A 15,648-nucleotide genomic window follows, 5' to 3' on the forward strand; every position below is an offset into this window, starting at 1 on the left:
ACCCGTCACCGTGGCCCGTCGTTGAAACAACCGATATGGGAGCCGTCCTATACGCACGTACAACAGGACGACCGTGTTAACACATTAGCAATCGTTGCTAATGAGAGTTCGGGTTCGTTCTGTTTTCGGCGGCTCCGGTCTCGCCGGCCTAACCGGCCCATCACCGGACTATGGAAAGCAAAAACGATGGACTGATCATAGCGGATCGCCCCGAAGAAACGACTCTCACCGAGCGAGGTGCCGGCCGATGATAGAGCGGTTCGGCCACGACAAGATTCGACTCGTCAAGTGTCCCGCTTGTGGGGTCGACCTACGTGACAAGAAAGCCTCCTTCCACGTCGAGAGCCACACGCCGAACGACTTCGGACTGTCACCGCAGGGGGTGATTCAATGACGGCGAAGAGAGCAGACGGGGACCAGTTCGTTCAGGAGAACAAGGAGACGCTCGTTCGTATCCTCAAGCACGGAAACGACGAGTTCGTCCGCGCACTTGCACTGAGTGCGCTGGTCCGGTACGGAAACGAACCGCTCCTCCACGACGTTGAAGCGGAGATCGAGCGCGCCAAGGAGGAGGTGTAGCCGTGTCTGTTTCAGTTGCCGCCGGCACTCGCGAACTCCCGTGCTTCACGGAGGAGTTCGGGGTTCTCGTCGCCGAGTTCGATGAACCGCTCGACGTTTTCGAGATTGCCGAGAAGCTCGGGATCGTCGCGAGCGATTCGGAGCAGCTCGGCACGGGTCTCTCGTTGGTCCGCTTCCAGCTCTTCGACCGCTGCGGTGTCCATCGCCTGACTACACCAGACACAGGTGGGTTCGTCACGAGGGGTTTCGTTCCGGCATCGTGGGCACGTCACCGGCGCAATTGGGTCGGACTCGTCTTCCTCGACGTCGACGCCGTGGGCCTGCGCGATAGCGCGGTCGTTAGCGTCACCGAAGACAGCGACATAGCGAGAGGCGACCTTCGAGCCGCGGTCCCAGCCGTGATGGTCCTCGATGTGGGCCTGATTCACGCCGTCGGAAGCGAGGTAGGACGCCGACGACTTCCGCATCCGGGTGAACGTCACGTCGGCGTGCGTGATGCCAGCCTTCCGGGCGTGCTTCTTGAGAATCTTGAGCTTCATCTGGTAGCTGATGTCCTCGGGCTTGCTCAGTTTGGACCAGAGCGGGGCCTCTGGCTGGTTCTTGCCCGGATGGACGCTCAGCCACTGCTGGAGGAAAGGGACGGCGGTCGTGAGGATGACCGACCGCTCGCCCTTCTTCCCGTCGACGGAGATACGCAGGCCGTATTTGTGGTCAGAAACGTCTCCGACGGAGAGGTTCCGGATTTCCCCGCTACGGGCTCCAGAGTCCCAGGCGACGGCGATGAGCGCCTTGTCTCGGGCGTGGCGGCACTCTTCGAGCATGGGCTTGATATGTTCGTCCCACCAGAGCATCTTCGCCGGGTTCGGCATGGGGTTGTAGTCCTTCGACGTGGTCGCGGAGACCCACGCGATACTGTCGGGAATCTCGTCGCCGTCGCTGACGTGCTTCCCGAACATTCGCAGCGCGACTCGGTAATCCCGGTTGGACTCTTCGTTGTCGTAGGTGTCGTGAATCCAGCGGACGATGTCCTCGGCCGCCCGCTTGTCGTCGAGGGCGTCAGCCAGTCCACCGACTTCCTCGGCGATGCGTACACAATGCCTGAGGAGCTTCTCACGGCGCTCCTTGCCGTACTGACTCCCGAGCAGGGCCAGTCGGTTGTCGAAGGCCTGCAGTACGTCTCGGTTGTCTCCACTCATCTCCTCGGCGCGCTCAATGCGGCCCTGCAGATTCTCGATGCGACGATCTGCGTTTCTCGTCATCTACATGGGGGGATGTCATACCGGCATGTAAACCACCAGTTGAGGTCCGGGAGGCGGCATTTTCCTGCAGTTCGTTCCGTATCGACCGGACAGCGACCGCGTTCGACTGAAGTCGTCTCATCCGCCCTGAGATTACGTCGTCCTCCAACTCGCGCGCCGTCGTAATCTGGCGATTCACTCGCATTCGAGCCCGGCGCGCCCACGAGAGTACGGGCGACGTGAGGACGCGGGATTGAACAGGCCGGCTGGCAAACGACGTGGCGATGTCAACGTCCTCGTCACGGCGCGACGACGCCGCCGGGTTTCTCTCGTATCACGACATCTTGGAGCGAGAGATGGTCGACGCGCTCCGAGAGATCGACCGCCCACAGTCGGCGGTGTTCGTCTCCGGACTGGCCGCTGGCCTGAATGTGAGCTTCGGCGCACTGTTCATCGGAATGGTCCTGTCCTTCTCCGGCGGGTTCGAGTCGGCACTGGTCCAACAGGTCGCGCTCGCCGGCGCGTCGACCATCGGGTTCCTGTTCGTCATCCTCGGGCAGACGGAACTGTTCACCGCCCACACCACGATGGCGATACTGCCGGTGCTGGACGGACGGGCGTCGCTCGGGGAGATGGGACAGCTCTGGACGACGGTCTACGTCGCGAACCTGCTGGGCTGTGGCGGGTTCGCGCTGCTCATCGCGACCCTGGGGCCGTCGCTGCAAATCGTGGACCCGTCGGCCTACGGGGCGCTCGCGGCGAACCTCCTCCCATTCTCGGGGCCGACCATCATGTTCAGCGGCGTCGTCGCGGGCTGGTTGATGGGGCTGGTCACGTGGCTGGTCGCCGCCACGGAGGACACCGTCAGTCGCTTCTTCATCGTCGTGTTCGTCACGGGCGGCATCGGGTTCGCACCGTTCCACCACGCGCTGCTCGGGACGACGGAGGTGCTGACGGCGGCGCTCCTCGGCCAGGGCGTGACGGTCGGGGGCTTCCTCCGCTTCCTCGCGTGGACCACCGTCGGCAACATCGTCGGCGGGTCGGTGTTCGTCGGGCTGCTCAACTACGGGCACGTCGCGTTGACCGACCGCTCGGAGTACGACCTCTCGGATAGCGACGACGCCACGGAGGGGGAGGAGGCAGACCACGGGGAACCGTCCGGGACGACCGGCGACTGAGGAGTGGCCACCGAGCGGTGAGTGCCTCCCACGAGACGCCTGCAGGCGCCGATAGGGACGCCGATGACCGTCAAACCGGCCCTGACAGCCGTGGCGGCGAACCACTCCGTGGCTGTGTCGGCAGTGTCGTCTCCTTGCGGGTCCGCGTCGTCTGGCCGACCCTGTTCTGTCGTTCGACGACCGCCGTCGTTCGGTCCGTTTCGGTTCCGGGGCATTACGGTCCCCAAGTCATTGCAGTCGCCAGTACGCAATTCGCGGGCTGATGAGCGCCTGATTCGGCCAGACCGCGAGTACGTCGCTCACTCGGGGGCTGGCCGTTCGCCCGAGACGACGCCGTGCAGTCGGAGTACCTCCCACGTGACCGACGTCGTCCACTCGACGCGCGTCCGCCGGGTGGTGTTCCGTTTCGTCGTCTCGACGATGTAGGCCGTCTCGTTCAGGTCGCCGGCGACCTTCCGGGTGAGCGAGCGGCCGGACCGGCCCATCGCGTTGCCCCGGCGGAACGACCGGGGCCCGTCGAGGCGGTACTCGTCGTTCACTCGGGCGATAGCCGTCTCGGCGTGGGGCACGGCGTCGCCGGTCACGGTCGGGAAGACGGCCTGTCCGACGCCGCCGTCGACGCCGTAGATGCCGTCGGAACTGTGGAGGTCGACCACGACGTCGGCGTCGTGCCGGACGAGGACGCTCCAGATGGCGCGGGCCTGCCGACTGGTCGGCCGGTCGCCGACGGGGAACTGCGCGTTCAGGTCGCGGCCGTCGACCTCGCGGGTTCCGTTGTCCAGCGCACGCGGGTTCGCTTCGGGGACGACGACGAGCGTTCCGCGTTCGACTTCCCACGTCGCCACGTCTCTCGCGGCCACCGCGCCGGCCGGTTCGTTGCCGTGTTGCCCGCCGACGACCACGACGGTCGGTCCCGGACGACCGGAGTCGGAGACGTGGACGGTCGTCGCGTTCGCGCCCTCGCGGAGCGTGTACCGGTATCGGCGGTCGTCGGTCGCCGTCGTCGTGGTCGGCGTCCGTGTCGGTTCGGTCGTCGTGACGGTCGGAGTGGGCGTGGGTGTCGTCGTCTGAGTGGTCCCGGGTCGCTCGCCCGGCGTCGACGCCTCCGTGGCGGCGAACTCGGCGGGGGCGAACCTGCTCGCCAGTGACGTCCCGACCGCCAGCGGCCCGGTGACGACGACGGCCGTGACGAGAACCGTGACGGCGAGGACGAGGACCGTCGACGCCGACGGCTTCGATGAGGGTCCCATAGTGACGACTCGTTCGCAGTGACGGTCCGGGCACCCGTTACTATCGGGCGGCTAAGCCGACCGGTGGCGGGTGCCGATTAGCCGGCGAATAAGCATCCCGTACCCCGGACTAGGTGAGGACATGACTGATTCGAAGTCGGGGTCGGAGACGTCACGTAGAGCGAGTGCGACGGTGGTCGCGGTCGGACTCGTCGTCGGTGCGCTCCTCCTCGCGGCAGGTGGTATCGTCGCCCTCGGCGTCGGTCCGTTCGGCGCCGATAACGGCACGCAGACGACGCCGACGGGACCGACCGCGACGCCGAACGAGAACACGCCGGGCGAGAACCACGTCCGCCCGTTCACCATCGACATCCGGAGCATCGAGAAGTGCGGCGAGACGTGCCGAGACGTCACGGTCGCGATAACGAACAACGGCGGGAACGCACGCGAGAACGTCACGGTCACGACCAACATCTACGCCGGCAACGACACGGTCTGGAACGCCGAGGAGTCCGTCGGCACCCTCGCCTCGGACGCGTCGCGGACCGAGACCAAACGCATCGATGTCGGCCTCGTCGGCGGGGCGAAGATAAAACAGAACGACGGCGAGATAACGATAGAGACGGTCGTCCGCTGGGAGGGTGGGTCGGCGACCTTCAGCGAGCGTCGCGACGTCACGTGAGGCCACTCGGCTCCCGGCCCCAGTCGCTTAAGACCGAGTTAACCGCGGGCGCGACGCGATAGCGACTGCATAGGGAATCGGGAGGCGGTACTGGACGCGGTATGCGTACCCCTGATAGACGCACGGTCCTCGTTGCGGCGGGCCTCGCACTCGGCGGCGCGTTCGCGGGCGACGCCGCTACTGCGACCGACGGGTCGGCGTCGACCACGCCGACGCAGTCCGCCCAACTCCAGTACGACGCGGCCAAGACAGGACAGACGGACGCGAGTGCCCCGTCGACGGCGCTCGGTCCGGCGTGGCGGTTCCAGCGACCGGGCGCGGACGGTTGTCCCTCCGCGCCCGCCGTCGCCGACGACACCCTGTACTTCCTCTCGGCCACGCGCGGCGACAATACCGTCCACGCCGTGGACGCGGACGGGACCGAACTGTGGCGGACGGAGACGGCCGTGACCCAGTGCTCACCGGCCGTAGCCGACGGACTGGTGTTCGTCGGGGGCCTCGGGGGACTGTTCGCACTCGACGCCGCGACCGGGGAGGGTCGGTGGCACGTCGACAGAGGCGGTCTCTTCGAACCGTCGCCGACCGTCGCCGACGGCGCCGTCTACCTCCCCGGTGCCGGCGACGAGGGGCGAATCGCGGCGCGGAACACGACCGACGGGACCGAGCGGTGGGCCTTCCAGGCCGGGACGGAACTGCCCGGCAGTACCGCGTCGATGACGGCCGTGGCCGTCGCAGACGGCGTGGCGTACGCGGCCGTCGGCACGGACGCCGGCGTCGGCGAACTGTACGCCCTCGACGCCGCCACCGGCGACCAGCGGTGGGGCGCTGGCTTCCCCAGAACGGGGGCGCGATACGTCGGGAACGTCGCGACGCCGACGGTGGCCGACGGGCGGGTCTTCTTCGCCACGGACAACGCGCTGTACGCGCTCTCGCTCGACGGCACCCAGCAGTGGCGGGTCGCCATCGACGGGTTCACGCCCGGGAACTACACCGAGCAGTCCCCCGCCGTCGCGGACGGGACGGTCTACTTCCCGGACGGCGACGGCCTCTCCGCGTTCGACGCGGCCACCGGCCGGCGCCGCTGGACGTTCGACGCGCCGGCGGCCACCGTCAGCAGTTCGCCGACCGTCGCCGGCGACGTCGTCTACGTCGGCACGGAGGAAGCGGGCGTCTACGCCCTCGACGCCGGCAGTGGCGACCCGGTCGGGCAGTACCGCTCTAGCCCGGACGTCCGGGTCGTCGTCCCGCCGGTGGCCGTCGACGGTCGGGTCTACGTCGGCGAGTTCGCCGAGGCCGACGACGCGGACCCGACGCTCGTCGCGCTGGAATCGGGCGATGAGTCGGTCGCCTCGGCCGAACCCGTCCCGGAGTTCACCGTTCCGGACGAGGTCGTACAGGGGACGCCCGTCGAGTTCGAGAACCGCTCGGACGCGTTCGGTGACCTCACGGCCGTCGGCGACGCGGCGTTCCGCTGGGACGTCGACGGCGACGGCGAGACGGACGTCCGTACCGACGCCGTGACCGACCCGGCCCGGTACACGTTCGAGGGGAGTGGCGAGCGGACGGTGACACTCACCGTCGAGAACGACTACGGGTGGGCCGCCTCGACGAGCAAGTCCGTCACGGTGTCAGAGCACACCGACGAGGGTCCTGTCGCCCGCATCGAGACGGAACCGCCGGACGCCGAAGCCCGGACCTTCGAGAGCGGCGCGACGGTGACCCTCGACGCCAGCGCCTCGACGGGCGGGACGAGCGACCTCGCTGCCTACGAGTGGACGGTCAACGGTCACGACGACCGCTCCGGCGTCGAGACGAGCGTCGAACTCGACGGCGTCTGTGGCGACTGGCACGTCACGCTCACCGTCACCGACGAGGACGGCGTCACCGACGAGACGACCGTCGTCCTGACCGTCGAGGACTGACGCTACTCGGCCCGTTCTTCCGGCGGGATGAACGACCCGACGGAGACGGTGTACAGCGTCACCGTCGCCACGCGGAGGATGTAGGACACGAGGACGGCCAGCGGCGAGAAGACGACGGCAGTGGCGACGCTGGCGACCACCGGGAGCGACGCGACGGGGAGCGTCGGCGACCCGCCCGGCCCGGCGTACACCTGCGCGAGGTAGAAGGTGACGAGCAGGGCCGGGACGCCGGTGTAGATGAGTTGCCGGGAGAGGGCGGCGAGGTCCTGCTGGACGGCCAGCGTCTTGAAGAACTGCCGGATGGTGGCGATACCCTTGAGCAGTTCGAGGATGTCGTCGAGCGCCCCTGCGGCCGCCTCGGGGAGGCGCTCGCCCGCGCCGCGCTGGAGCGCCCGCACGTCGTCCATGAGGTCCGCGTACTCGGTGCCGAAGGTGAGCGCGAGCACCTCGAACGTGCTCTCGGAGTCCTCGCCGGACTCGAGATGGGCGGCGTAGCTCACGAGCTCCGTCGCGAGCGTCTGGGCGGTGTCGCGGTGGGCCTCGGGCACGTCCTCCGCGCGCTCGACCTGCCGTTCGAGTTCGGCCGCCCGCTCTTCGAGGGTGCGGGCGACCAGCGAGAGGAAGGAGCCGGGGTCGTTCGGACTCGCGTCGACGCCGGCGATGTCCTCGACGGAGCGACGGAAGTCGAGGTTCCCCTCCAGTCGGTCGGTGAGGTCGGCCGGCGCGCCGAACACCCGCGAGAGGATGAGTTGGTTGATAGAGAGCGTGACGGTGACGATGGTCGCCAGCGCGCCGAGCATCCCGCTCGACAGCACGGACGCGAACGTACTGCCCGGCCCGACGTAGACGACGCCGGCGGCTATCAGGCCGCCGGTCAGTCCGACCAGCGAGAGGAGCGCGACGGCCGACAACACCGTCCTGCTCCCGGTCAACAGTACCCAGCGCTTGGCCGGGAGGTCGGTCGGCCCCGACCACCCGGACCGTTCGGTCTCGGACATGCAACTGCGTCGTCGGTTCAGATGCCAGCACAATAAGTGGCGGTTGCGGGGCGACGCGACGGCGGTCGCGGACGGGACGCTACGTCGTGTCCTCGTCGCTCTCGACGTCTATGTGGTGGGCCTCCTGCTCGGAGCGCTCGTCGCCGCCCAGCAGTTTCGAGCGCACGTCGTCGGCCAGCGACTCCACCTGATTGCGGAGGGTGCCGACCTCCTGTTCGAACTCCTCGACCGACCGCTCGACGTAGTGGACTCGCTCTCGTGGGATCCGACGGACGACGTCGCGGTCGGCGTCCTCGTCGGTCTTGAGTATCCAGTGGTCCTGGAAGTAGGCGATGTGCTCGTTCTGGACGGTCCGTTCGACGGTGCCGTCGTCGGCTGTCTCGTACACTATCGTCGCCGTCCCGAGGTCGTCGTCGACCATGTGTGTGCCGTGGAGTCGGCGTCGGTTATGTCCTGTGGCTACCGACGAATAAACTTTCAACCGGTGGTTGTTTCTTCTTTCGAAGCCCCCTTCCTGCCGTCGGGTGTACAGCGTGCGATGCCAGAGACGAACCGCGTCTATCGGCTGGCGCACCGCCCCGAGGGAACACCGACCCACGACGCCTTCGAACTCGCCGAGGAGCCCGTCCCGGACCCCGGCCCGGGCGAGGCGCTCGTCAGGACGCTGTATCTCTCCGTCGACCCGTACATGCGCGACCGGATGCGCGCCGGCGAGTCCTACGCCGAACCGTGGGCCGTCGGCGACGCGCTCCGCGGGGCCGTCGTCGGCGAAGTCGTCGCGTCCAACGGCGCGGGCGTCGACGCCGGCGACGTGGTCACGGGAGAACTCGAGTGGGCCGACTACGCCACCGCGCCGGGGACCGAACTGACACGCGTCGACCCCGACGTCGCCCCGCTCTCGACCCGGCTGGGCGTCCTCGGCATGCCCGGTCTGACCGCCTACTTCGGGACCCGCGAGGTGGCCCAGCCCTCGGCGGGCGAGACGTTCGTCGTCACCGGCGCGGCGGGCGCCGTCGGGTCGGTCGCCGGCCAACTCGCGAAACTGCAGGGCGCTCGCGTCGTCGGTTTCGCTGGCTCCGACGAGAAAGTCGCGTTCGTCGAGGACGAACTGGGCTTCGACGCCTGCATCAACTACGAGACGACCGACGACTACGGCGCGGCGCTGGACGAGGCCGCCCCGGACGGCGTCGACGCCTACTTCGACAACGTCGGTGGCGAGATAACCGACGCCGTGTTCACGCGGTTGAACGTCGACGCGTCCGTCGCCGTCTGCGGGCAGATTTCGATGTACAACGACGAGGAAGTGCCCGTCGGCCCCCGAAAACTCGGACATCTCATCCAGACGCGGGCCACCGTCGAGGGGTTCCTCGTGAGCGACTTCGAACCGCGGTTCGAGCAGGCGGCCAAACGGCTCGGCCGATGGGTCGGCGCGGGCGACGTCGCCTATCGCGAGACCGTCACCGAGGGGCTGGAGAACGCCCCGGACGCCTTCCTCGGCCTGTTCGAGGGAGCGAATATCGGGAAGCAACTCGTCCAGGTCGCCGAGCGCGAGGGCGGTCAGTAGTCGGCGACGGCGGCGACGATACCCGCCGTCTGGCCGACGTTCGTCAGCGTCAGTCCCGCGAGGACGAACGCGGAGAGGGGCGCGAGGACGCCGACGGTGTACGCGACAGCACCGCCGACACTCAGCGCCGCCCCGACGGTGTAGGCCCGCGGGTGCCGGTCGACGTGCAGGCCCGTGTACACGAGGCCGGCCGCGGGGACGAGCATCCACCCGACGACTGTCGCCGTGAGCACCGGTTCCAGCGGCGGGTCGGTCAACAGGCCGGCGGTTCCGGCGAGCGTGACCACCAGTCCGACGAGCAGCACGCGGCGCCACGCCAGCAGGACCCCGTCGGTCATCTCGCGCCACGAGAGGACGGCGAAGACGGCGATGACGGTGTCCATGACGAGATGCGCGACGAGGACGGTTCGAAGCGCCAGCAGGTCCAGATGGGCCGCAGTGGCGAAGGTCCACGCCAGCGGCACCAGCACGACCGGACCGTTCTCCCGCAGTCGGCGGAACATACCCCGACTCTCGGTCGGGACCTACAAGAACGGTGTGTCTACGCAGGTCGGGGGAGTTCGACGACGAAGTGGGCGCCCTCGCCCTCGTCGGCTACCCAGATGTCGCCGTCGAACCGTTCGACGAGCGTCTCGACGAGGTGGAGGCCACCCCCGTGTGTGTCGCCCGCGCGCGGGGCGAAGATACTCTCGCGCTCGCCCTCGGGGATACCGGGGCCGTCGTCGACGACGTGGAGTCGGACCGTCTCGTCGCCCCGTTCGACGGTGACATCGACGGTGGGGTGGTCGTCGTTGTGTTCGACGGCGTTCTCCACGAGGTTCTTCACGACCGGCCGGATTGCCTCGTTCGCGCAGACGGTCGCACGGTCGGGCGTGTCGAGGGATATCGTCGCGTCGTAGGTGGTCCGGGTTCGCTCGACGACGCCCTCGACGACGCCGACGAGGTCTCGCTGCTGGACGGTCGGCCCCGACGAGAGCGTCGCCGCGACGGCGCCGGCGTTGTCCACCAGTTGGCTCATCTCCTCGACCTGTTCGCGGATGGCCCGTGCGGCCGTTCGCCGAGACTCGTCCTCGGCATCCGCCGCCAGCATCGCCGCACGGCCGTCGACGACCGTCAGTCCGTTCGTGATGTCGTGGCGCAGGAGGTCGTTGACGAACGTCAACGTGTGCGTCGCCCGCGCCGCACGGTCGGCGTCCCGGCGCGCCCGCGCCGCGAAGTAGCCGGCGACGGCGCCCGCGACAGCGCCCGTGTCGGCGGCCAGCAGCATGATGAACACCGGTTCGGCGACGATGCGGCCCTCGGTCTGGCGGATGAAGATGCTCAGGCCGATGACGACCGAGAACAGCAGGCACCCCGCCAGACTCCAGAGGAACACCGTCCAGATGCGCTCCATCGGGAGGTCCGCCCGAACGAGGCGGTAACTGCCGTAGACGAGCGTCAGGGGGACGACCCCGTCCAGCGCGAACGAGACGACCGGGCCGCTCAGCGTCGCCAAATTAGTCGTCTCGACGGCGAGGTGCCACACTGCCGCGATGGCGTACAACGAGACGCCCAGGCCGGCGAGTAGCCACGGGGCCGCCCGGTACACCCCCCTCCGTTCCATACCCGCTATAATTTCAGCATTCTTATAATTGTTGTGAAGAAGGACTACTGCTCACCACCGCTATCGGGCATTTCGGTGGCCAGAACGCTGTTTCGCGTCGTCGGTGGCCGTACCGGAACTGTTATCCGTGGTCCCGGTCACTCTCCGAGTGCAATGGCGAAAGGAACGGTTGATTTCTTCAACGACACTGGCGGTTACGGTTTTATCGAAACTGAGGACGCGGACGAGGACGTTTTCTTCCACATGGAGGACGTTGGCGGTCCGGACCTCGAAGAGGGACAGGAACTCGAGTTCGACATCGAAGAGGCAGACAAGGGTCCGCGAGCGACCAACGTAACACGGCTCTAACAATGGCGAAAGGCAAAGTCGACTTCTTCAACGACACGGGCGGGTACGGTTTCATCGACACTGACGACGCAGACGAGGACGTCTTCTTCCACATGGAAGACGTCGGCGGTCCTGACCTCGAGGAGGGGCAGGAAGTCGAGTTCGATATCGAGCAGGCGGACAAGGGTCCGCGAGCGACCAACGTCACGAGGCTCTAACGATGGCGAAAGGCAAAGTCGATTTCTTCAACGACACGGGCGGGTACGGCTTCATCGACACTGACGACGCGGACGAGGACGTCTTCTTCCACATGGAAGACGTCGGCGGCCCTGACCTCGAAGAGGGGCAGGAAGTCGAGTTCGACATCGAGCAGGCGGACAAGGGTCCGCGCGCGACGAACCTCGAACGACTGTAAGACGGTTTCTGTCTTCAGTCAGCACTACACTCGGCGACGAGCGACTGCTCTCGACGGGTGCGTCGGCGTCAGGACTCCGTCAGCGGCGCCGCCGCCCGGTAGACGAGTCCCATCGGCAGCCCTGCACTGTCCGTCGGCGGGTTCTCCGGCAGGGTCCGTAGTCTCCCCTCGCCCGGCCGGGCGGTGTAGGCGAGCACCACGGCGTCGAGGACGTCGGCGACGGTCACGTCGTGGCCGGCGGTGGCCTCGGCGGCGTTCTGGACCAGCGGTGCGGCGTCGCGGTCGTAGTGGACCAGCGTCCGCATCCGCTCGGCGTACCCACCGGCGGTGTCCCGGTCGTACTCGAGCGGTTCGCCGGCGAACGCTCGGAAACACACCTCCGGGTGACTCTCCCGGACGGCCGCGGCGGCCTCGGGCACCTCCCGGAGGAGTTCGTCACACATCGCGATGCCCTCGCTGGCCTCGAAGGCGGCCTCCGAGAGGGCCTCCCCGCTCTTTCGCTCGTTGACGCGGTTGGCGGTCGAGTACCGCCGCTTGCGGGTCGCCTCCCGCACCGGCGGGTCGAAGACGGCCTCGCTGCGCGGTCCGAGGACCGAGCGTGCGAGCGTGTCACACCGCCGGACGGGGTCGCCGGACTCCACGAGGCCGACGGGGACGTCGACCAGTATCTGACTGGCAGTGTCCTCGTAGCGGCCCCAGCAGTCCCCGATGCCCTCGAACACCGCGGTGTGGTCGTAGCCGTCGGGCCCGAACGCGACGGCCAGCCACGACCCGTCGCTCCAGTGGACGCCGACGTGCAGTTGCCCAGCCATCGGTGGATATCGGTGACGGGGGCACAAAGGTCTGACCCGCCTGTGTCGGGTGGCTCACTCCTCCGAGCCGACGAACACCGTCCGGAGACGCGCCCCGCAGTGGGGACAGCACAGGGTCTGCCACCCCTCTAAATCGCCGAACGTCCCCGACACGTCGGCCTCGGCGCGGGCGACCGTTCGCCCGCAGGTGTCGCAGTCGAACCGTGCGTCGGTCATCGGTCGGACTAGGTCGTCGCCGGTGAAAAGCGACCCGCCGGGACGCTTTTTCCCGTCGCACCCGAGTAGTCACCCATGGACGGCGTGGTACTGGCCGCCGGCGAGGGGACGCGGATGCGCCCGCTGACGGCCGAACAGCCGAAGGGACTCGTCGACGTCGCCGGGCGACCGCTCCTCGCACACGGATTCGACGCGCTCCGGTCGGTCGGCGTCGACCGAGTGGTCGTCGTCGTCGGCTACCGCGGCGCGGACGTCGTCGAGCACTTCGGCGACAGCTACCGGGGGACGCCGCTCGAGTACGTCCGACAGGACGACCGACTCGGCACCGCCCACGCGCTGGCACAGGCGCTCCCTGTCGTCGACCCGCCGCTCATCGTGCTGAACGGCGACAACGTCTGCCGAGCGAACCTCGACGCGGTGGTCCGGCACCACCGCGAGTCGGACGCGGCGGCGACGTTGCTGGTCGAACGAATGTCCCGCGAGACGGCCCGACAGACCGGCGTCGTCGAGACGGACGCCGAGGGTCGCGTCACCGGCCTCGTCGAGAAACCCGACGACCCGCCGTCGACGCTCGTCACCCGGGGGTTCTACGCCTTCGGCGGCGCCATCGGCCTGGCCATCGACGAGGTCACGCCGTCGGCCCGCGGCGAGTACGAACTGGCCGACGCCGTCGACCTGCTCGTGCAAGCCGACCAGCGTGTCGAGACCGTCGAACTCGAGGGCTGGTGTCACAACGTCAACGACCCCGGTGACCGGGCGGCGGTGACCGACCGGTTGCAGTCGCTCGACGGTACAGAGAACGGCGAGTGAGGTAGTGGTGCGAGGGCCTCAGCCTTCCATCCCGCTGAAGGAGAGGCCACCCTCGATGTACCGCTGTGCGAAGAGGTACACGAGCATGATGGGCGTCGCGAAGGTGAGCGCGAAGGCGGAGAAACGCGCCCACGGGATGGAGTACTCGCCGACCAGCGAGTAGAGACCGACCGGCAGGGTGTAGTTCTCCGTGCCCAGTAGCGTCTGGGCGACGACGAACTCGGTCCACCCGGTCAGGAAGATGAAGATGAACACCGTCGCCAGTCCGGCGGCGGACATCGGGAGGATGACCTCCGTGACCACGCGCCACGGCGGCGCGCCGTCGACGACGGCGGCCTCCTCGTAGGAGACGGGGATGCCGTCCATGTACGTCTTCAGCAGCCACGTGTTGAACGGCACGGCCGTCGCGGCGTAGTACACCGCGAGCGCCAGTTTGCTGTTGTTGATGCCGAACTGCACGTAGATGGCGTACATCCCGATGAGCAGGGCGACGCCGAGACCGCCGCCGACCTGCGTCATCAGCACGTAGAGGAACAGCACCTTCCGGCGGAGCAGGAACTCCTGCCGGGAGAGCGCGTACGACGCCGGGATGATGAGCGACATCGCGATGAGCACCGTCGGGATGGCGACGGTGACGCTGTTCCAGAGGAACTTCTTGAACTCCGACGGGCGCTCGATGCCGTAGTTCGCGGCGTCGAGTATCGTCACCTGCGGCGTGTCGAACACGACCGCGAGGTCCGTCAGCGGGATACTGAGGGAGATGGCGTACCCCGGGACGATGAGGTCGCCGACGACCCAGATGAACGGTTGCAGCGTCGGGTCGGCCGGAATCAGCGTGAAGCTCTCGGAGGTGTACAGCGACGCGCCACTGCCCGACAGCGCGGCCATCAGGATCCAGTAGATGGGGAACAGGAGCGCGAGCACCATCAGTGTCGCGAGTACCGTCGAGACGGCGACTTTCACGACTTCGGAGGCCGGCACTTCGCCGCGTTGGACGGCCTCGGCGGTGTACTTCCAGTTCCGGAGCGTGTCGGCGGGCGTGGTCGCGACGTTCTTCGCGTCCTGCGAGAGCTTTCGCCCGATGTTGGCGAGCAGTCCCATCAGTCGTTCACCCCGTCAGCCAGCCGTCCTTTCTTGACGTTGAGCCACATGAACGCACCGATGAAGACGAGTGCGACGATGCTGATGGCGGCCCCGCGACCGTACTCCTGGAACTGCAGCGCTTCCCGGTAGCCGTAGACGACTAGCAGTTCGTTCGCCCGCGCGGGTCCACCCTCGTTGAAGACGAAGGGGATGAGGAACTGCTGGAACGACGCGGCGGAGGTCAGGATGGTCGCGAACAGCACCGGTCGCTTGATAGAGGGGAGCGTGACGTGGAGGAACCGGGAGACGAAGCCCGCGCCGTCGACGACGGCGGCCTCGTGGAGTTCCTCGGAGACGTCCTGCAACGCGCTCACGGTGATGATGACCATGAACGGGTAGGCCAGCCACGCTTCCGTGATGTTGTACGCCATGAACGCGGTCCAGCGGCCCGAGAGCCACGCGACCGGTTCGAAGCCGAACCCGGTGAGGAACTGGTTCATCAACCCGAACTGCGCGGAACTGAAGATACCGCGCCACACCGTGATGGTGAAGATGGCCGGCAGGCCCATCGGGAAGATGATGAACGAGCGCAGGAACCGCTTCCCGCGGACGAGGTCACTGGTGACCACCAGCGCGATAGAGATGCTGGTGAGAATCTTCAGTAGCACGCTCGTGGCGACGAACAGCCACGTGACCCCGAAGGAGTTCCAGAACTGCGGGTCCGTCAGCACGTCGGCGTAGTTCTGGAGGCCGACGTAGGTGGCGTCACCGAAGGTGAGGATAGACACCACGCCCTCGCCGGCGAAGAGGTTCGCCGGTTCGGCGTTGGTGAACGATATCCCCACGAGGTAGACGACCGGGAACAGCATGAACGCCGAGAAGATGAACAGGCCGGGGAGCACCAGCAGTAGCGATGCGTCTCCGCGGCTGAGGAAGGGCACCTTCTCGACGCGGTTCGCGACGCGTGTTGCCGTACTCATGCTGGTCCGGGC

20 protein-coding genes are annotated in these 15,648 nt (G+C 67.6%); 10 read left to right on the top strand and 10 right to left on the bottom strand.

Features of this window, described 5'->3' with window-relative positions:
• The first annotated feature begins 247 nt into the window (after positions 1-247).
• Positions 248-394 (top strand): hypothetical protein, encoded by a 147-nt coding sequence (locus EGH21_RS07825; protein WP_166968103.1) that lies wholly within the window; start codon positions 248-250, stop codon positions 392-394.
• Positions 391-579 carry a hypothetical protein gene (locus EGH21_RS07830; RefSeq protein ID WP_166968105.1) on the top strand — a complete coding sequence of 63 codons (189 nt, stop codon included), beginning with the start codon at positions 391-393 and terminating at the stop codon, positions 577-579. Before EGH21_RS07825 ends, EGH21_RS07830 begins: the two co-directional genes overlap by 4 nt.
• 11 nt (positions 580-590) lie before the next feature.
• Here the strand turns inward: EGH21_RS07830 and EGH21_RS07835 are convergent, their stop codons facing one another.
• Entirely contained in the window at positions 591-1,838 is a 1,248-nt protein-coding gene (locus tag EGH21_RS07835) for a site-specific integrase (protein WP_166968107.1), read from the bottom strand.
• A gap of 263 nt (positions 1,839-2,101) precedes the next feature.
• Here EGH21_RS07835 and EGH21_RS07840 point away from each other — a divergent pair, with 263 nt between their 5' ends.
• Positions 2,102-2,995, top strand: coding sequence for a formate/nitrite transporter family protein (locus EGH21_RS07840; protein WP_220617908.1), 894 nt, complete (start codon positions 2,102-2,104; stop codon positions 2,993-2,995).
• Between the two features lie 299 nt (positions 2,996-3,294).
• Here EGH21_RS07840 and EGH21_RS07845 read toward each other — a convergent pair whose 3' ends face one another.
• Positions 3,295-4,245, bottom strand: a complete 951-nt coding sequence (locus EGH21_RS07845; RefSeq protein WP_220617909.1) for a succinylglutamate desuccinylase/aspartoacylase family protein — start codon at positions 4,243-4,245, stop codon at positions 3,295-3,297.
• Positions 4,246-4,366: 121 nt separating this feature from the next.
• Between EGH21_RS07845 and EGH21_RS07850 the strand changes: the two genes are divergently transcribed.
• Both EGH21_RS07850 and EGH21_RS07855 read left to right on the top strand, forming a co-directional pair.
• Positions 4,367-4,906: a hypothetical protein gene (locus EGH21_RS07850; RefSeq protein WP_220617910.1), complete on the top strand. Its 540-nt coding sequence runs from the start codon at positions 4,367-4,369 to the stop codon at positions 4,904-4,906.
• 101 nt (positions 4,907-5,007) lie between these two features.
• Positions 5,008-6,828: an outer membrane protein assembly factor BamB family protein gene (locus tag EGH21_RS07855; RefSeq protein WP_220617911.1), complete on the top strand. Its 1,821-nt coding sequence runs from the start codon at positions 5,008-5,010 to the stop codon at positions 6,826-6,828.
• 2 nt (positions 6,829-6,830) lie between these two features.
• Here the strand turns inward: EGH21_RS07855 and EGH21_RS07860 are convergent, their stop codons facing one another.
• Both EGH21_RS07860 and EGH21_RS07865 read right to left on the bottom strand, forming a co-directional pair.
• Complete coding sequence (locus EGH21_RS07860) at positions 6,831-7,826, bottom strand: DUF7972 family membrane protein (protein ID WP_220617912.1); 996 nt, start codon at positions 7,824-7,826, stop codon at positions 6,831-6,833.
• Between the two features lie 79 nt (positions 7,827-7,905).
• Positions 7,906-8,247, bottom strand: coding sequence for a hypothetical protein (locus tag EGH21_RS07865; protein WP_236035440.1), 342 nt, complete (start codon positions 8,245-8,247; stop codon positions 7,906-7,908).
• Positions 8,248-8,364: 117 nt separating this feature from the next.
• Between EGH21_RS07865 and EGH21_RS07870 the strand changes: the two genes are divergently transcribed.
• On the top strand, positions 8,365-9,390 hold the full coding sequence (locus tag EGH21_RS07870; protein ID WP_220617913.1) for an NADP-dependent oxidoreductase: 1,026 nt from the start codon (positions 8,365-8,367) through the stop codon (positions 9,388-9,390).
• On the opposite strand, the gene EGH21_RS07875 is transcribed toward EGH21_RS07870, so the two are convergent.
• Together EGH21_RS07875 and EGH21_RS07880 are read right to left on the bottom strand one after the other, a co-directional pair.
• Positions 9,384-9,893, bottom strand: a complete 510-nt coding sequence (locus tag EGH21_RS07875) for a hypothetical protein (RefSeq protein ID WP_220617914.1) — start codon at positions 9,891-9,893, stop codon at positions 9,384-9,386. The two genes, EGH21_RS07870 and EGH21_RS07875, sit on opposite strands and share 7 nt — an antisense overlap.
• Before the next feature lie 38 nt (positions 9,894-9,931).
• Positions 9,932-10,993 carry an ATP-binding protein gene (locus tag EGH21_RS07880; RefSeq protein ID WP_220617915.1) on the bottom strand — a complete coding sequence of 354 codons (1,062 nt, stop codon included), beginning with the start codon at positions 10,991-10,993 and terminating at the stop codon, positions 9,932-9,934.
• 153 nt (positions 10,994-11,146) lie between these two features.
• Here EGH21_RS07880 and EGH21_RS07885 point away from each other — a divergent pair, with 153 nt between their 5' ends.
• Genes EGH21_RS07885 through EGH21_RS07895 form a run of 3 tightly spaced genes read left to right on the top strand, consistent with a single transcriptional unit; the run spans position 11,147 to position 11,735 of the window.
• Positions 11,147-11,341, top strand: coding sequence for a cold-shock protein (locus tag EGH21_RS07885; RefSeq protein ID WP_166968122.1), 195 nt, complete (start codon positions 11,147-11,149; stop codon positions 11,339-11,341).
• 2 nt (positions 11,342-11,343) lie between these two features.
• The gene (locus EGH21_RS07890) at positions 11,344-11,538 is read left to right on the top strand and encodes a cold-shock protein (RefSeq protein ID WP_220617916.1); all 195 of its coding nucleotides are present in this window, start codon (positions 11,344-11,346) and stop codon (positions 11,536-11,538) included.
• Positions 11,539-11,540: 2 nt separating this feature from the next.
• On the top strand, positions 11,541-11,735 hold the full coding sequence (locus EGH21_RS07895) for a cold-shock protein (RefSeq protein ID WP_123537499.1): 195 nt from the start codon (positions 11,541-11,543) through the stop codon (positions 11,733-11,735).
• A gap of 68 nt (positions 11,736-11,803) precedes the next feature.
• Here EGH21_RS07895 and EGH21_RS07900 read toward each other — a convergent pair whose 3' ends face one another.
• A complete protein-coding gene (locus EGH21_RS07900) occupies positions 11,804-12,547 on the bottom strand; it encodes a DUF429 domain-containing protein (RefSeq protein WP_220617917.1) in 744 nt (247 codons plus the stop codon).
• Positions 12,548-12,601: 54 nt separating this feature from the next.
• On the bottom strand, positions 12,602-12,763 hold the full coding sequence (locus tag EGH21_RS07905; RefSeq protein WP_220617918.1) for a hypothetical protein: 162 nt from the start codon (positions 12,761-12,763) through the stop codon (positions 12,602-12,604).
• 75 nt (positions 12,764-12,838) lie between these two features.
• Here EGH21_RS07905 and EGH21_RS07910 point away from each other — a divergent pair, with 75 nt between their 5' ends.
• The gene (locus tag EGH21_RS07910) at positions 12,839-13,573 is read left to right on the top strand and encodes a nucleotidyltransferase family protein (protein WP_220617919.1); all 735 of its coding nucleotides are present in this window, start codon (positions 12,839-12,841) and stop codon (positions 13,571-13,573) included.
• Between the two features lie 18 nt (positions 13,574-13,591).
• Here the strand turns inward: EGH21_RS07910 and EGH21_RS07915 are convergent, their stop codons facing one another.
• Both EGH21_RS07915 and EGH21_RS07920 read right to left on the bottom strand, forming a co-directional pair.
• Positions 13,592-14,674, bottom strand: coding sequence for a sugar ABC transporter permease (locus EGH21_RS07915; RefSeq protein WP_220617920.1), 1,083 nt, complete (start codon positions 14,672-14,674; stop codon positions 13,592-13,594).
• A complete protein-coding gene (locus tag EGH21_RS07920) occupies positions 14,674-15,636 on the bottom strand; it encodes a carbohydrate ABC transporter permease (RefSeq protein WP_220617921.1) in 963 nt (320 codons plus the stop codon). The genes EGH21_RS07915 and EGH21_RS07920 overlap by 1 nt, the downstream gene beginning before the upstream one ends.
• Positions 15,637-15,648 lie beyond the last annotated feature (12 nt).

The organism is Haloarcula rubra, assembly GCF_019599465.1.
Taxonomy (GTDB): Archaea; Halobacteriota; Halobacteria; order Halobacteriales; family Haloarculaceae; genus Haloarcula; species Haloarcula rubra.

Excerpts from the sequence above, each read along its gene's own strand:
- EGH21_RS07825 (WP_166968103.1), top strand. The coding sequence starts at position 248 with ATGATAGAGCGGTTCGGCCACGACAAGATTCGACTCGTCAAGTGTCCC.
- EGH21_RS07830 (WP_166968105.1), top strand. The coding sequence starts at position 391 with ATGACGGCGAAGAGAGCAGACGGGGACCAGTTCGTTCAGGAGAACAAG.
- EGH21_RS07835 (WP_166968107.1), bottom strand. The coding sequence starts at position 1,838 with ATGACGAGAAACGCAGATCGTCGCATCGAGAATCTGCAGGGCCGCATT.
- EGH21_RS07840 (WP_220617908.1), top strand. The coding sequence starts at position 2,102 with ATGTCAACGTCCTCGTCACGGCGCGACGACGCCGCCGGGTTTCTCTCG.
- EGH21_RS07845 (WP_220617909.1), bottom strand. The coding sequence starts at position 4,245 with ATGGGACCCTCATCGAAGCCGTCGGCGTCGACGGTCCTCGTCCTCGCC.
- EGH21_RS07850 (WP_220617910.1), top strand. The coding sequence starts at position 4,367 with ATGACTGATTCGAAGTCGGGGTCGGAGACGTCACGTAGAGCGAGTGCG.
- EGH21_RS07855 (WP_220617911.1), top strand. The coding sequence starts at position 5,008 with ATGCGTACCCCTGATAGACGCACGGTCCTCGTTGCGGCGGGCCTCGCA.
- EGH21_RS07860 (WP_220617912.1), bottom strand. The coding sequence starts at position 7,826 with ATGTCCGAGACCGAACGGTCCGGGTGGTCGGGGCCGACCGACCTCCCG.
- EGH21_RS07865 (WP_236035440.1), bottom strand. The coding sequence starts at position 8,247 with ATGGTCGACGACGACCTCGGGACGGCGACGATAGTGTACGAGACAGCC.
- EGH21_RS07870 (WP_220617913.1), top strand. The coding sequence starts at position 8,365 with ATGCCAGAGACGAACCGCGTCTATCGGCTGGCGCACCGCCCCGAGGGA.
- EGH21_RS07875 (WP_220617914.1), bottom strand. The coding sequence starts at position 9,893 with ATGTTCCGCCGACTGCGGGAGAACGGTCCGGTCGTGCTGGTGCCGCTG.
- EGH21_RS07880 (WP_220617915.1), bottom strand. The coding sequence starts at position 10,993 with ATGGAACGGAGGGGGGTGTACCGGGCGGCCCCGTGGCTACTCGCCGGC.
- EGH21_RS07885 (WP_166968122.1), top strand. The coding sequence starts at position 11,147 with ATGGCGAAAGGAACGGTTGATTTCTTCAACGACACTGGCGGTTACGGT.
- EGH21_RS07890 (WP_220617916.1), top strand. The coding sequence starts at position 11,344 with ATGGCGAAAGGCAAAGTCGACTTCTTCAACGACACGGGCGGGTACGGT.
- EGH21_RS07895 (WP_123537499.1), top strand. The coding sequence starts at position 11,541 with ATGGCGAAAGGCAAAGTCGATTTCTTCAACGACACGGGCGGGTACGGC.
- EGH21_RS07900 (WP_220617917.1), bottom strand. The coding sequence starts at position 12,547 with ATGGCTGGGCAACTGCACGTCGGCGTCCACTGGAGCGACGGGTCGTGG.
- EGH21_RS07905 (WP_220617918.1), bottom strand. The coding sequence starts at position 12,763 with ATGACCGACGCACGGTTCGACTGCGACACCTGCGGGCGAACGGTCGCC.
- EGH21_RS07910 (WP_220617919.1), top strand. The coding sequence starts at position 12,839 with ATGGACGGCGTGGTACTGGCCGCCGGCGAGGGGACGCGGATGCGCCCG.
- EGH21_RS07915 (WP_220617920.1), bottom strand. The coding sequence starts at position 14,674 with ATGGGACTGCTCGCCAACATCGGGCGAAAGCTCTCGCAGGACGCGAAG.
- EGH21_RS07920 (WP_220617921.1), bottom strand. The coding sequence starts at position 15,636 with ATGAGTACGGCAACACGCGTCGCGAACCGCGTCGAGAAGGTGCCCTTC.